Source organism: Clostridium sp., from assembly GCF_029258205.1.
In the GTDB taxonomy this organism is placed as follows: domain Bacteria; phylum Bacillota; class Clostridia; order Clostridiales; family Clostridiaceae; genus Sarcina.
This window is the reverse complement of record NZ_JARHZJ010000018.1, coordinates 1-13121: the sequence shown is the minus strand read 5'-3', so window position 1 is coordinate 13121 and position 13121 is coordinate 1. Positions and strand designations below refer to the sequence as shown.

The 13121-nt window shown below is 27.2% G+C and carries 17 protein-coding genes; 3 read left to right on the top strand and 14 right to left on the bottom strand.

Annotated elements, in window-relative coordinates; translation table 11 throughout:
* Positions 1-20 precede the first annotated feature (20 nt).
* The gene (locus Q1J60_RS02415; RefSeq protein WP_300257996.1) at positions 21-353 is read right to left on the bottom strand and encodes a hypothetical protein; all 333 of its coding nucleotides are present in this window, start codon (positions 351-353) and stop codon (positions 21-23) included.
* A 276-nt stretch (positions 354-629) separates the two neighbouring features.
* Here Q1J60_RS02415 and Q1J60_RS02410 point away from each other — a divergent pair, with 276 nt between their 5' ends.
* Entirely contained in the window at positions 630-1274 is a 645-nt protein-coding gene (locus tag Q1J60_RS02410) for a YczE/YyaS/YitT family protein (RefSeq protein WP_300257994.1), read from the top strand.
* A gap of 295 nt (positions 1275-1569) precedes the next feature.
* On the opposite strand, the gene Q1J60_RS02405 is transcribed toward Q1J60_RS02410, so the two are convergent.
* Together Q1J60_RS02405 and Q1J60_RS02400 are read right to left on the bottom strand one after the other, a co-directional pair.
* Positions 1570-1953 carry an NUDIX domain-containing protein gene (locus Q1J60_RS02405; protein WP_300257991.1) on the bottom strand — a complete coding sequence of 128 codons (384 nt, stop codon included), beginning with the start codon at positions 1951-1953 and terminating at the stop codon, positions 1570-1572.
* A gap of 297 nt (positions 1954-2250) precedes the next feature.
* A complete protein-coding gene (locus tag Q1J60_RS02400; protein WP_300257988.1) occupies positions 2251-2985 on the bottom strand; it encodes an HAD-IB family hydrolase in 735 nt (244 codons plus the stop codon).
* Positions 2986-3154: 169 nt separating this feature from the next.
* On the opposite strand from Q1J60_RS02400, the gene Q1J60_RS02395 reads away from it, so the two are divergent.
* Positions 3155-3691 carry an ECF transporter S component gene (locus Q1J60_RS02395; RefSeq protein WP_300257985.1) on the top strand — a complete coding sequence of 179 codons (537 nt, stop codon included), beginning with the start codon at positions 3155-3157 and terminating at the stop codon, positions 3689-3691.
* Positions 3692-3837: 146 nt separating this feature from the next.
* Here the strand turns inward: Q1J60_RS02395 and xth are convergent, their stop codons facing one another.
* Positions 3838-4590 carry an exodeoxyribonuclease III gene (xth, locus tag Q1J60_RS02390; RefSeq protein WP_300257983.1) on the bottom strand — a complete coding sequence of 251 codons (753 nt, stop codon included), beginning with the start codon at positions 4588-4590 and terminating at the stop codon, positions 3838-3840.
* Positions 4591-4772: 182 nt separating this feature from the next.
* Between xth and Q1J60_RS02385 the strand changes: the two genes are divergently transcribed.
* Positions 4773-5195, top strand: a complete 423-nt coding sequence (locus Q1J60_RS02385; protein WP_300257980.1) for a GNAT family N-acetyltransferase — start codon at positions 4773-4775, stop codon at positions 5193-5195.
* Positions 5196-5316: 121 nt separating this feature from the next.
* Here the strand turns inward: Q1J60_RS02385 and Q1J60_RS02380 are convergent, their stop codons facing one another.
* The 10 genes from Q1J60_RS02380 to Q1J60_RS02335 form a co-directional block, all read right to left on the bottom strand.
* Positions 5317-5739, bottom strand: a complete 423-nt coding sequence (locus Q1J60_RS02380; RefSeq protein WP_300257977.1) for a GNAT family N-acetyltransferase — start codon at positions 5737-5739, stop codon at positions 5317-5319.
* 48 nt (positions 5740-5787) lie between these two features.
* Positions 5788-6264, bottom strand: a complete 477-nt coding sequence (locus tag Q1J60_RS02375; RefSeq protein WP_300257974.1) for a glutaminase — start codon at positions 6262-6264, stop codon at positions 5788-5790.
* A gap of 157 nt (positions 6265-6421) precedes the next feature.
* Positions 6422-7000, bottom strand: a complete 579-nt coding sequence (gene pyrE, locus Q1J60_RS02370; RefSeq protein ID WP_300257971.1) for an orotate phosphoribosyltransferase — start codon at positions 6998-7000, stop codon at positions 6422-6424.
* Positions 7001-7160: 160 nt separating this feature from the next.
* Positions 7161-8060, bottom strand: a complete 900-nt coding sequence (locus Q1J60_RS02365) for a dihydroorotate dehydrogenase (protein WP_300257968.1) — start codon at positions 8058-8060, stop codon at positions 7161-7163.
* A 19-nt stretch (positions 8061-8079) separates the two neighbouring features.
* Positions 8080-8820 carry a dihydroorotate dehydrogenase electron transfer subunit gene (locus Q1J60_RS02360; RefSeq protein WP_300257965.1) on the bottom strand — a complete coding sequence of 247 codons (741 nt, stop codon included), beginning with the start codon at positions 8818-8820 and terminating at the stop codon, positions 8080-8082.
* Between the two features lie 24 nt (positions 8821-8844).
* The gene (pyrF, locus tag Q1J60_RS02355; RefSeq protein WP_300257962.1) at positions 8845-9708 is read right to left on the bottom strand and encodes an orotidine-5'-phosphate decarboxylase; all 864 of its coding nucleotides are present in this window, start codon (positions 9706-9708) and stop codon (positions 8845-8847) included.
* A gap of 9 nt (positions 9709-9717) precedes the next feature.
* Positions 9718-10917 (bottom strand): dihydroorotase, encoded by a 1200-nt coding sequence (locus Q1J60_RS02350; protein WP_300257959.1) that lies wholly within the window; start codon positions 10915-10917, stop codon positions 9718-9720.
* A 21-nt stretch (positions 10918-10938) separates the two neighbouring features.
* Positions 10939-11097, bottom strand: coding sequence for an aspartate carbamoyltransferase (locus Q1J60_RS02345; protein ID WP_300257956.1), 159 nt, complete (start codon positions 11095-11097; stop codon positions 10939-10941).
* Between the two features lie 4 nt (positions 11098-11101).
* The gene (gene pyrB, locus Q1J60_RS02340) at positions 11102-12025 is read right to left on the bottom strand and encodes an aspartate carbamoyltransferase (RefSeq protein WP_300257953.1); all 924 of its coding nucleotides are present in this window, start codon (positions 12023-12025) and stop codon (positions 11102-11104) included.
* A 297-nt stretch (positions 12026-12322) separates the two neighbouring features.
* Positions 12323-13102 (bottom strand): serine hydrolase, encoded by a 780-nt coding sequence (locus Q1J60_RS02335; RefSeq protein WP_300257999.1) that lies wholly within the window; start codon positions 13100-13102, stop codon positions 12323-12325.
* Positions 13103-13121: the final 19 nt, after the last annotated feature.

Sequence of the window (13121 nt, the reverse complement as noted above, 5' to 3'; positions counted from 1 at the left end):
AAATTCTCATAGTCATTTTTTTATTTAAGAATTATGTTGCTACTTTTAGGAAATAATTGATCATATAAAGAATCAAAACCATCATCAGCTAATTCTACTTTTGTATTATCATTTACATAAAATTGATTCATTGTATTCATTACAAGTTCATATTTCTTTAAATTACCTTCTTCAAGTAACACTTCATAAAGATATGCTAAATGATTTTGCATATACTCTTGCATTTCCTTAAGTTCTTCATCAGAAATTTTATTTTCTTTAAGAAGCTTATTTACAGGTCCATTTCTAAAAATAAAATATGTTGAAGCTTTTGCTATTTTAGCAATATGTTCTTTAATCTTAATATCCGTCATATTTTCCACCTCTCCAATCTAATGTAATAATTATAAATTAAAATTAAGCACTTTTCAATTTTGCTTTTTTTAACAATATAGTAAGTTTTAAACAATAGAAGTTTGCTTAATTATGAATTTTTTATCAAATTATTAAATTTATTTGACATATAGATTAACAATAGTTATAATCGTTTTTGTTTGGTTTTCTTTTAAGTTTTTAAATACACATTAAATATTTAAATTCACATTCAAAAATACGATTCACAAAAATCAAAACAAGGAGTGTATTAAAAAATGAAAAAAGAAAAATTTATTCCTAAACTTATATTTTTCTTATTAGGAATGGCAATCATACAATTAGGTGTTGTAATATTCTTATTAAGCGGAGCTGGATCAGATCCCTTTACTGTATTTACTCAAGGACTTTCAAAATCTCTAAGTGTTTCAACTGGAACTGCTAACATGATAATACTTGTTACTTTAGTTATTGGAATCTTTATTGTAGATAAAAAACAACTTAAAGTTGGAACTTTTGTACTTGTTATAGTAGTAGGCCCTACTATAGATGCAATCATGGGAATATTACATAGAGTTGGATTAGATACTTCACTTAGTAATTTCAACTTATTTACAAAATGTATAATTGTAGCTATAAGCTGTATTATAATAGCTATAGGATTTTCATTCTTAGTTAGTACTGAATTAGGAGTTGCACCAAACGATTTAGTTCCTCTTATAATAAGAGATAAAACTAACTTCCAATACCGTTGGATACGTATCGGCTTAGATTTAAGTTTCCTAGTAGTTGGTTATTTGCTAGCTGGTGTTGTAGGTCTTGGAACAATAATAGCAGTACTTTTCACAGGTCCAGCTATACAATTTTTTATGCCGCCATGTGAGAAAATTGTACATAAATTTATAGGCAAAAATGCTGCTTAATGATAAAAAACAGTCCATATGGACTGTTTTTTTCTAGCTATAAGTTCTACTAATTTATCACAGAAAGAATCATATTTTTCTGTATAATATTTCAATATAATTTTAATTTTTTCACCAATCTCTAATCTGTTCTGATCAGGCAAAAAAACAAATAACAATGAATCTTCTCTGTTATATAGATTTTATAGTAACATAAAAATCTTCTCCTAAAATTTTTTTCTTAATAATGTCATAATAACACATAATAATTTTATTATGGAATTATTAAGAAAATCATTCTAATATTTGTATGTTTTTATATAGCATCAAAAAAAGCGTGTATCTTTTCTAATTCTCCATTTGCAAAAGTATAATCATCTAAATCATCTTTATTTATCCATTTATATGTAGTTATATTAGAACCACAAGTAATTTTTTCTTTTAAGGAACCTGTAAAAACTCTTAAGATTTCTTCTTCATTAACATTAAAATCACATAATTGATTTAAATCAAAAACTATAGTTTTTAAATCTTCCTTTATTGCTCTATTTGCACATTTTTCTGGAGTTTCTCTTCCTTTTATTTTTCTTTCAAAAACATGCCATAGGTGTTCATCTGCTTTTTTTCCTTTTCTTTTTGAAATTAAAATATTATTAAAGTCATCCTTTATAATTATAGAACAAAATTTAACATTACTCATATCTTTATCTCCTTTTACACATTTCGCTTTTTATATACATATTATAGCAAATTATTAGGTATTATTCTTCTATTTTAATATAAATTCAAATAAAGTTTTCAATGTTATTTAATGGTTAATTTATCTAAAATTATTTTAGTTTTTAATATAATATTTTATTTAGTTGCACTTTATTACGAATAAATAAAATATTTTAGGGATTATAATTCGATTATAAACATATATTTTAGATTATTAAAAAATACAAACCCGTAGTTTTTGATAAAAATACGAATTATAGTATATATTTTTCAAAATTTATAGGAGTTTTAAGCTATTTATATCTAAATCATAAGTAACATCTTTTCTCTCTACAATTACCTTGATCTTTTCTTTAATTTCATCACATTCAAGAACTTTAGTGATGAGTTCCCTAGTTGGATTAATTGCATATGGTATTCCAACATTTTTGAACATTGTAAAATCTCCAGAGGTATCCCCATAAGCATAACTATTTTCCAAGTCTATATTATATTTTTCTTTTAATTCTAAGATAGCTTTTTCTTTACTTTCAGAATCCCACATCGGAATTATATCTCCGTTATATTTATTATTATGGTCAAGATTATATATAGTACCTTTAAAATCATTCATGTTATATTTTTCTGACATCTCTTTTACAAGTTCATAAGGAGAACCTGAAATAGCTATAATAATATGACCTTGTTCTTTATGCCATTTAATTCTTTCTCTAGTAAATGTATAAACTCTATCCCCTTTTTGCTCTATTACTTTCTTAGCTATATACTCTATATGATGATTGCTTATACCCTTTATTGCTTCAGTATATATATCAACCATTTTTAGTAAATATTCATCATAATCACCTTGTCTTTTATCCCATTTTATGAATGATGGACGTACATCCTTATACCATTTAGTTTCATCTACTAATTCATATTTTATTATTTTCTTAAATACTTCTGTGATTAATCCTTCTCTATATATTGTTCCATCAATATCAAAAAATGCTGCTATGTTTTTTTCTTTCATTTTTTTCACTCCTCTTCTGTAAAAATTCCATTTATATATTATTTAACAGTATATCATAAATAAATAAATTTTAAAGAGATTATATAAAATATAATTGTATCCATACATTTGATAATTAATTGATAATATTTTAATATATAAATATATTTTAGTTCTGGAGGTAAAATATATGAATGTTAGTAGTAATAGTAAATTTCATAAGACAGTTTTTACAGCACTAATGATTGCAATAATATTTATATCAGCAAATTTAATAAGAATTCCTACTGTAGGGGGATTTATTCACTTAGGAGATTGTATGGTCCTTCTATCAGCAGCATTATTAGGAAAGAAACAAGGAGCTCTGGCTAGTGGTATAGGGATGGCTATTGTAGATTTATATAGTGGATATATAATTTGGGCACCTTTTACATTTATAATAAAAGCTTTAATGGCATATATAGCTGGAGCTATTTTAGAATATAACCATAGAAAAAGTTATTTAGTACCATTTTTAATATCTAGTATATTTATGGTTATAGCTTATTTTTTCTCAGGTGCAATAATAGCATTTTTATTTACAGGAAGCTCTAATACTTTAATAGGCGCTTTAGCATATTCAGCAAAGGATATAATAGGTAATATACTTCAAGTTGGTGTTGGTATAGTTATAGCACTACCTCTTTCAAAAATATTATATAAACAAGAAAATAAAGCCTTTAATTAAATTTTCTTATTTTTTATTTAAACTAAAAAATAGGAGAGGATATATCAAATGTTATTTAAATAAAACTTCTAAGTGAAATCCAATAATTCTTGAATATACTTATAGATTTTACGTTTAACATTTAATATATCCTCTTTTAAATAAAATTATTCCATTATTAATTTAACAGGACAGTGATCTGATCCTAATATTTCAGTATCTATGGAAGCTTCTTTTATTCTATCTTCTAAATTATTTGAAACTAAGAAATAGTCAATTCTCCATCCAGCATTATTTTTTCTTGCATTAAATCTATATGACCACCAAGAATAAACTCCCTCTAAGTCTTTGTTGAAATAACGGAAGGTATCTATAAATCCACTTGATAATAGTTTAGAAAACTTATATCTTTCCTCATCTGTAAATCCAGCATTTTTTCTATTTGTCTTAGGATTTTTTAAATCTATCTCTTTATGGGCTACATTTAAATCTCCACATACAACTACTCCTTTTTTAGATTCAAGTTCTAAAAGATAATTTCTAAAATCATCTTCCCATTCCATTCTATATTCTAATCTAGCAAGTTCACTTTGGGAATTTGGAGTATAAACAGTTACCATAAAGAAATCTTCAAATTCTAAAGTTATAACTCTTCCTTCTTTATCATGATGCTCCATATTTATTCCATAATAAACATTTAGAGGTTCTTTTTTTGTGAATATTGCAGTTCCTGAATACCCTTTTTTCTCAGCGTAGTTCCAGTATTGATGATATCCTTCTAAATCTAAGTCTATTTGTCCTTCTTGAAGTTTAGTTTCTTGTAGACAAAATATATCAGCATCTTCAGATTTAAAGTAATCTAAAAAGCCTTTTTTAACACAAGCTCTTAATCCATTAACATTCCATGATATTAATTTCATTTAAATTTCCTCCTATACTTAATCAATATAAAATATAGTTAAGTTTAAAATATAACAACTGATTTATTTATAAAGTTAATTGTATATAATATATTGTAATAAAAAAATTTAAATAAATCACTATTTAATTTTAAATAATTGTAATATAATTATTTAAAAGAAATAACAAGGGGGCTAATTAAATGAATAAAGTAATTAGATTTGCTAATCAAAAGGACCTAAAGGCTACTATGGAATTTGATTTACACAAAAATGAAGAGATTATTTCTAATAAAATAGATATGAAGGAAGTTATAGTAGCTGAATTAGATAACCAAGTTGTAGGTTGTCTGAAAATAGAGTATATATGGACTCATATACCTTTTATAAGTTATATAGTGGTTAAAGATGGACTTAGGGGTTCTGGAATAGGTGAAAGCCTTTTAAACTTTTTAGAGGAGTATTTAAAGAAAGAAAAAAATTGTGAGTTTTTATTAAGCTCTTCAATGACTGATGCTACAAAAGCTCAAAAATGGCATATCAGAAGAGGATTTGAAGAGTGTGGATTTATTACTTCAATAAATGAAAATAAAGTTGGGGAAGTATTCTTTAGAAAAAATTTATAATTACATATGTTATAAATTAAGAAAAGGATATATTTAATAAAAAAATATTAAAGTATTTATGAAATGAAATAAAGCAACAAAGAACATAATTTAAATATTGATGTTCTTTGTTGCTTTAAATTTACTCTATATAACTTACAAAAGCTACTCCATTATAAGTATCAATTGATTTAAAGCCTATGTTTTTATAAAATTTAATTGAGGAATCTTTATCCTCACTTATTAGAATCTTTTGTGTAACATGCTTATATTCATCTAATACAGAATCAATCAAAACTCTACCAATACCATTACCTTGATATTCGGGAAGTACTACTATATCTTGTATATATATTATAGTTAGTCCATCTCCAACAACTCTAATAAGACCTATTAATTTTTCTTCATGCCATGCTGAAATTATCTTTAATGAATTTTTAAATGCCTCTTCTAATTTTTCTAAATCTTCAGTATAGTCAAACCATCCTGCGCTTTCATATAAGGAAGAAATACTTTTTATATCCTTAATTAAATCTTTTTTTAAAATCACTTTTTCTAAATTCATAATACCTCTTTAATCAAAATAATATTTTTTTATTTATTATATTCAATATTAATCTATATAAACTTTAAATATTTTAGATACATTATGAGTTGAATCCCAAATACCATCCACTTGAAAATTATATTCTCCTTTTTCCTCAGGAAGCATAAAGGAAAATTCTTTATTAGATTCTTCTTTTAAAAGTTTATAATCTTTATAAGGAGAAACAGAAATGTCCTGTATAATTACAGATTTTGGCTCTTTAGAGAATCTTATTTTTATCTTTTCTCTACCCTTTGCATATAATGACGCCTTTAAATTTTCAATAGGCTCAGCAAAAGTGCTATTTCCTCCCGTTTCTTTATTAAACCAATTAAATTCTCCATTTATTGTTGGTACTTTTTCATTATTATAAGTTATTTTAATGGATGGTTTATTAATGGGAACACCACCTTTAAAAATCATAGCTATTATTATAGTAAGTGTAACTATTATAAATGTTAAGAAAAATATCAATTTACTTTTATACTTCAAAAATATACTCAACTTATAATACCCCTTCTTTATTGTAATTTAATGTATTTTATTCTATTATAAGTAATAAAATGGGAAAATTCAATTGCTTACAATAAGTTTTTAGAATATATTTTCTAAAATAAAAAAACTCTAGCTTTATAACTAGAGTTTTTATAAATTTATTCAATTATTTTATATTTCTGCTTCCTGGCTTTATGTAAGGAATCCCTTCTTTACATAGTGGACAATCTTCTGCTTCAAAGCTTTCTATATCAAGTTTTATTGAACTATACATTGGGAAATCTGTTACATTTCCTGGAGTTCTATCTACTATACAAACTACTGCAACAACTTCACCACCTTTTTCTTCAATTACCTTTGCAGCTTCCTTGAAACTTTTACCTGTAGTTACAACATCCTCTGTTATTACTACCTTTTGTCCTTTTTTTATAGTAAATCCTCTTCTTAGAGTCATTTCTCCATTTTCTCTTTCAGTAAAGATTGCAGGCTTACCTAATTGTCTTCCTAATTCGTAAGCTACTATAACTCCTCCCATAGCTGGTCCTACAACTAAGTCAAAATCTATATCTTTTAATTGATCAGCTACAACCTTTAATACTTTCTCAGCTTTTTCTGGGTATTTTAATAATTGAGCACATTGGCAATATCTATTTGAGTGTCTTCCTGATGATAATAAGAAATGTCCTTCTAATAATGCTCCAACTTCTTTTAATGTATCTATAACAATAGCGTCTGTATTTCTCATATATAATTCCTCCAAAACTTTCTTATTTTTTCTTTTAATTAACTTTTTTTACTATTTTCAGAAGCACTTTTTATAAATTTCATCAATAATCTAAATATAACATTTGTAATTTAAAAATTTTTAAATGTATTTCTATACTTTATTATTAAATATTGATATATTACTTTATACAACCTACAATTTCATTAATATTTTTTAATCCTTCTTTTTTACAAAAATCTTCTAAACCTGTTATTATTTCTATACCTGCTTTAGGATTTACAAAGTTTATTGTACCTATTTGTATAGCTGATGCTCCTGCCATCATAAATTCTATGGCATCTTCTGCTGTAGAAATTCCTCCTAATCCTATTACTGGAATATCTACAGTTTTAGCTACTTCATGAACCATTCTAAGGGCTATAGGTTTTACAGCTGGGCCAGAAAGTCCTGCATACACATTATTAAATACTGGCTTTCTATTTTTTATATCTATTGCCATTCCTTTTAATGTATTTATTAGGGAGATCGAATCTGCTCCTGCCTCTGCACATCTATATGCCATATTGCATATATTTTCAGCATTTGGTGATAATTTTACCATTAAAGGTTTATCACATATTTTTCTAACCTTAGAAACCACTTCATATGCTACATCTGACTGTATTCCAAAGGCCATTCCACCTGATTTTACATTAGGACAAGATATGTTTAGCTCTATCATGTCTATCTTTTCTTTATTTAAAAGAGATACTGCTTTTTCATAATCCTCTATAGTAGCTCCACCTACATTTGCTATTATATTTGTTCCTAGTTCTAACATTTTAGGAAGTTCTACTTCTATAAATTTTTCTATTCCTGGATTTTGAAGTCCTACTGAATTCATTATTCCTTGAGGAGTTTCATATATTCTTATTCCTTCATTACCTTCTCTACTATTAAGAGTTAGTCCTTTTGAACTTATTCCTCCTAATTTTCCCACATCATAGAAGTTATTATACTCAGCTCCAAAGCCGAAAGTACCTGATGCTGCTATAATAGGGTTTTTAAAATCTACTCCATTTATAACTGTTTTTAACATACTTTTAACCCCTCCTAAATTAGAATTCAACTTCTAATCCATTAAATACTGGACCATCTTTGCAAGTTCTCTTATTTCCTGACTTTGTTTTACATGTACATACTAAGCAAGCACCTACTCCACAAGCCATATGTTTTTCCATGGAAATATACACATCAACCTTAGCTTCACTACACATTTCAACTACCTTCTTCATCATGATTTCCGGTCCACAGCATAGCACTGTATCATACTCTTGAAGAGGCAGAATTTCTGTTACAAATCCTTTATGTCCATATTTTCCTGTATTTGTTGAAATTTTAACCTCGTCTACATATTCTGATATTTCATCTACTAAGTATATGTCATCTCTGAATCCACCATAGAAACCTATTTTCATATCTTTATTATTTTTTCTAAGGCTTTTTGCAAGTTCTAGCATTGGAGCTGTTCCTATACCTCCACTTACTAAAGCAACTCTTCCATAATCTTTGTTTATATCGAACCCATTTCCTAAAGGACCTATTATTTCTATTTCATCTCCAGAAATCATTTTTTTCATTTCATTTGTTCCAGCGCCAACAGTAGCATACACAAAACGTACATCATTTCCATTTACTTCACAAACACTTATTGGTCTTCCTAAGAAAGTATTTGGAGTTTTTATCATATAAAATTGTCCTGCATTTATTTTAGCTTCATGTTCTACTACTAATGAGTATATTCCCTCTACTAATTCAACGTTTTCTTTTACTTTACCTTTGAAATATTCAATAGCCATAATCTGCCCTCCCAAGTGTTCTCACTATTTTAAAATCGCTTCTTTTATACTGTCTCTCATTGAAATGGCTTCTTTTCTAGCACATTCTGCAAAGTTTTTACTATCTTCCATAGATTTATATGCTAATAATATCTTTCTTGAAGAGTTTACAATTCCACCATTTCCATTCTTAAGATAAGTTGATACCTCTTTAGCAGTTCCTCCTTGTGCACCATATCCAGGTATTAAAAATGGCATTATATCTAATTTATCTCTCATTTCTTTTGCCTCTTCTTGATGAGTACAACCTACAACTCCACCTATTGAGCTATAACCATGTTTTCCTAAATAGTTTTTTCCTAGAGTATTTAACTTTTCTCCAACCACATCATAAACTTTCTTTCCATTTCCAGCATCTAGATATTCTATATCTTCAGCTCCCTTGTTTGAAGTTCTTACTAGTACAAATACTCCTTTTTCATTTTTTTCTATATAAGGTAAGTATGGCTCTATACTGTCCATTCCCATATATGGATTTAGAGTTATAAAATCACTTTCAAAATCCCCTTCAAAATGAGCTTTTGCATACATTTTAGCAGTTGCTGCTATATCTCCTCTTTTTATATCAGCTATTATTAAAGCATCTTTTTCTCTTAAATAACTTAAAGTATTTTTATAAGCTTCTAATCCTTTAAGACCAAGAGCTTCATAATAAGCTATTTGAACTTTAAAACATGCAGATACATCTAGTGTGGCATCTATTATTTCTTTATTAAAAGCAAATAACATATCTCCTTCGTTTGAAAACTTACTTTTGAATTCATCAGGTATATAATCTAGGCTTGTATCTAATCCAACACAAACCACTCCGTTTTTTTCTACTTTTTCAAACAATTTATCAGCTATCATATATACCTCCTAAAACTCACCCTTATAAGCTATTTTTCCGTCTTTTACTGTTAGTACTACATCTCCATAAAACTCCATTCCATTAAATGGCGTATTTTTACTTTTAGATACTATATCTTCTTCTTTAAATATTCTTTTCTTATTTAAATCTACAATAACTAAATCTCCTGCAAAACCTGGTTGAAGCTTTCCCTTATTTATATTTAATAACTTAGCAGCATTTCCGCTCATTAATTGACTTAGTCTATTTAAGCTTATATTATTTTCTTTAACTAACTTCGTATAGCAGATTGAGAAAGCTTGTTCAATTCCAATCATGCCAGGGGCTCCTTTTTCTTTATCTTCTTTTGAATGGGGAGCATGATCTGTTCCTATACAATCAACATAGTTCATTTTTATTGCTTTTATTAAGAAATTCACATCCTCTTCTTCTCTTATAGGAGGATTAACTCTATAATTACTAATCTTATTATTTAAAGCTAAGTGGTGAGGAGTTATTTCGCAAGTTACTTTAATTCCATCATTTTTTCCTTCTATTATATATTGCATAGCTTCCTTAGTACTTACATGAGACATGTGAAGTCTACAATTTATAAAATTTGCTAGTGTAATATCTCTCCATGTCATCATATTTTCAGCTAATCTCATATCAACTTTTGAGAATTCTGGACTTTCAGCATGGGACATTACTATCCAGTTATTTTCCTTAGCTATTTTCATAGCTTCCATCATAATCTTAGAATCTGATACACCTTTACCGTCATCTGTTATTGCTTTAACATTAGGATTTCTCTCAAATTCACTAAGATGATTTATTTCTTTACCTGATAAATCTTTTGTTATAGAAACTGTTTGATATAAATCTACTAACCCTACCTCTTTACCTTTGTTAACCACGTAATCTAATATTTTTTTTGAGCTACAAACTGGTTTTGTATTTGGCATTAAGGTTACTGTTGTGTATCCTCCTCTAACTGCAGCTTTAGATCCACTTTCAATATCTTCTTTATATTCAAAACCAGGATCTCTAAAGTGTGCATGAGTATCTATAAATGCTGGCATAAGTACTAAGCCTTTTCCATCTATTATTTCACATTCTTTATTTAGTTCAGTTCCTAATTCTTTTATTAATCCTTTTTCTATATATATATCACCAAAAAAGTTGTTACTTTCATCTATTAAATTTACATTTTTAATTAGCAAATTCATCTTAATTATGTCCTCCTAAATTTAATTCTTTTGAAAAGTGTTTTCTGCGTTACAATAATCGCAATGGTATACATTATTCTTTTCATCTATTAAAGTAAAACTTTGAGGAACATATTTTTCTACTTGAGTTATACATTTTGTATTTTTACATTTATGATTTTGTAATTCTCTATTTTTCATTTTATTACGCCTCCCCTAAAAGTTTTGCCATTAATGCCATTCTTACATACATTCCGCATTTGGCTTGCTTAAAGTAAAGTGCTCGTGAATCTTCATCTACTTCATAAGCTATTTCATTTACTCTTGGAAGAGGGTGAAGAACCATCATATCTTCTTTGGCACTTTTCATTTTTGCTTCATCTAATATATATACATCCTTTAATCTTTCATACTCACTTTGATCTACAAATCTTTCTCTTTGTATTCTTGTCATGTATAAAATATCAACTTCTTTAATTCCTTCTTCTAAACTAGTAATTTCTTTGTATTTTATATTATTTTTTTCTAAAATTTGCTTTCTAATATAATTTGGGATTCTAAGTTCTATTGGAGATATTAATACGAATTTATTATTCTTATATCTTGAAAGTGCTTTTATAAGAGAATGTACTGTTCTACCGAATTTTAAGTCTCCACATAAAGCAATTGTATTTCCTTCTAGATTTCCTTTATATTCTTTTATTGTAAGAAGATCTGTTAATGTTTGAGTTGGATGTTGATGACCTCCATCACCTGCATTTATAACTGGGATATCTGAATACATTGAAGCAACTTTTGCTGCACCTTCTAAGGGATATCTCATTGCTATAAGATCTGCATAGCAATTTACTGTTTTAATAGTATCTCTTAAAGATTCTCCTTTAGCAACTGATGAAGAATTCGGTTCTGAAAAACCTATAACTTGTCCGCCTAGTCTAAGCATTGCTGATTCAAAAGATAATCTTGTTCTAGTACTTGGCTCATAAAAAAGTGTTGCTAGGATTTTACCATTGCATATGTTTTGATATTCTTTTGGATTTGACATAATTTGATGTGCTAATTTAAAAATTTCATCAAACTCCTCTATTGTGAAATCTGATGGATCTAATAAGTGTTTGTTTTTTAACATAAAATTCCACTCCTTTTTAACCTCTCTGTGTTAATTTAAAGAAGAAAAGCTATATAATTTTATTTTTAAAAAAAGTCTTCCTAAAATAAGGAAGACTTTTAACATATAAATAAATCTTTTAAGATTATAATCCAATTATATAACTTCCTTATTGACCTCTCTGGATCAAATTTAAAGGTTATTTTATTCAGCCTCTCTGAACTGCTTTTTATTGTGATTATAGTATCATAATATAAATTTCATGTCAATAATATTTTAATAATTATTTTATATTTTCAGTTAAAAATACATTAAATATTAATGCCAATTGTTCATTATGGCATCCCAAGTCATTTTACCAGATTTAGCTAAAGTCACAGTTCCGTAGACTGAGTTAGGAATTCCACTTGACATTACTGTACAAGCAAAGTTTCCTTTTTGAGTATGAATTAAGGCTGTATCATTCTCAACTCCCTTTTTGTCTCCTGTTTTACTTGATATGTCAAACTTAAGGCTGTCTGGTATATATAAAGCTAGTTTGTTTTTAATCTGTTGTCTTGTAAGTATATCTATAAGCATTTGAGAGTTTTCTTTAATTAAGAAAGAACCCTCACTAAGTTTTTTCCAGGCTAAGGTTAAATCATAAGCTGTTGTATAATTTTCTACATCTGATTTGAAATTTCTTTCATCAGCAGTTTTTCTATTAAGCTCAGTATTTTTCATACCTAATTCTTTAATAGTTTGATTTATTTTATTCATACCAACTAAATCAATTATTTTATTTGCTGCTGTATTATCACTTTGTATTAACATTGCTACCATAAGTTCAAATACAGTATAATCTCTTTCTCCAAATTCATGTATTATACCAGTTCCATAGACCTTATCTGAACTTTCTATTTTAATTTTATTCAAAAAGTCTATCTTGTCTTCCTCTACTTCTTTTATAAGAGCTATAGCTATAGGTAATTTCATACAACCTGCTGAAATCATTTTAACGTTTTCATTATAACCATAAGTATAACCACTCTTTAAATCCTCAAAGAAAAAGCTATACGAACCAATTCTGCTCTCTAAATATTTTTGAACTTCTTTCATAAATACCCACCAGCTTTCT

Excerpts from the sequence above, each read along its gene's own strand:
- Q1J60_RS02365 (WP_300257968.1), bottom strand. The coding sequence starts at position 8,060 with ATGTTAAAAACAGTTATAAATGGAGTAGATTTTAAAAACCCTATTATA.
- Q1J60_RS02345 (WP_300257956.1), bottom strand. The coding sequence starts at position 11,097 with ATGAAAAATAGAGAATTACAAAATCATAAATGTAAAAATACAAAATGT.
- pyrB (WP_300257953.1), bottom strand. The coding sequence starts at position 12,025 with ATGTTAAAAAACAAACACTTATTAGATCCATCAGATTTCACAATAGAG.
- Q1J60_RS02405 (WP_300257991.1), bottom strand. The coding sequence starts at position 1,953 with ATGAGTAATGTTAAATTTTGTTCTATAATTATAAAGGATGACTTTAAT.
- Q1J60_RS02335 (WP_300257999.1), bottom strand. The coding sequence starts at position 13,102 with ATGAAAGAAGTTCAAAAATATTTAGAGAGCAGAATTGGTTCGTATAGC.
- xth (WP_300257983.1), bottom strand. The coding sequence starts at position 4,590 with ATGAAATTAATATCATGGAATGTTAATGGATTAAGAGCTTGTGTTAAA.
- Q1J60_RS02395 (WP_300257985.1), top strand. The coding sequence starts at position 3,155 with ATGAATGTTAGTAGTAATAGTAAATTTCATAAGACAGTTTTTACAGCA.
- pyrF (WP_300257962.1), bottom strand. The coding sequence starts at position 9,708 with ATGATAGCTGATAAATTGTTTGAAAAAGTAGAAAAAAACGGAGTGGTT.
- Q1J60_RS02360 (WP_300257965.1), bottom strand. The coding sequence starts at position 8,820 with ATGGCTATTGAATATTTCAAAGGTAAAGTAAAAGAAAACGTTGAATTA.
- Q1J60_RS02410 (WP_300257994.1), top strand. The coding sequence starts at position 630 with ATGAAAAAAGAAAAATTTATTCCTAAACTTATATTTTTCTTATTAGGA.
- pyrE (WP_300257971.1), bottom strand. The coding sequence starts at position 7,000 with ATGAGAAATACAGACGCTATTGTTATAGATACATTAAAAGAAGTTGGA.
- Q1J60_RS02350 (WP_300257959.1), bottom strand. The coding sequence starts at position 10,917 with ATGAATTTGCTAATTAAAAATGTAAATTTAATAGATGAAAGTAACAAC.
- Q1J60_RS02385 (WP_300257980.1), top strand. The coding sequence starts at position 4,773 with ATGAATAAAGTAATTAGATTTGCTAATCAAAAGGACCTAAAGGCTACT.
- Q1J60_RS02380 (WP_300257977.1), bottom strand. The coding sequence starts at position 5,739 with ATGAATTTAGAAAAAGTGATTTTAAAAAAAGATTTAATTAAGGATATA.
- Q1J60_RS02400 (WP_300257988.1), bottom strand. The coding sequence starts at position 2,985 with ATGAAAGAAAAAAACATAGCAGCATTTTTTGATATTGATGGAACAATA.
- Q1J60_RS02415 (WP_300257996.1), bottom strand. The coding sequence starts at position 353 with ATGACGGATATTAAGATTAAAGAACATATTGCTAAAATAGCAAAAGCT.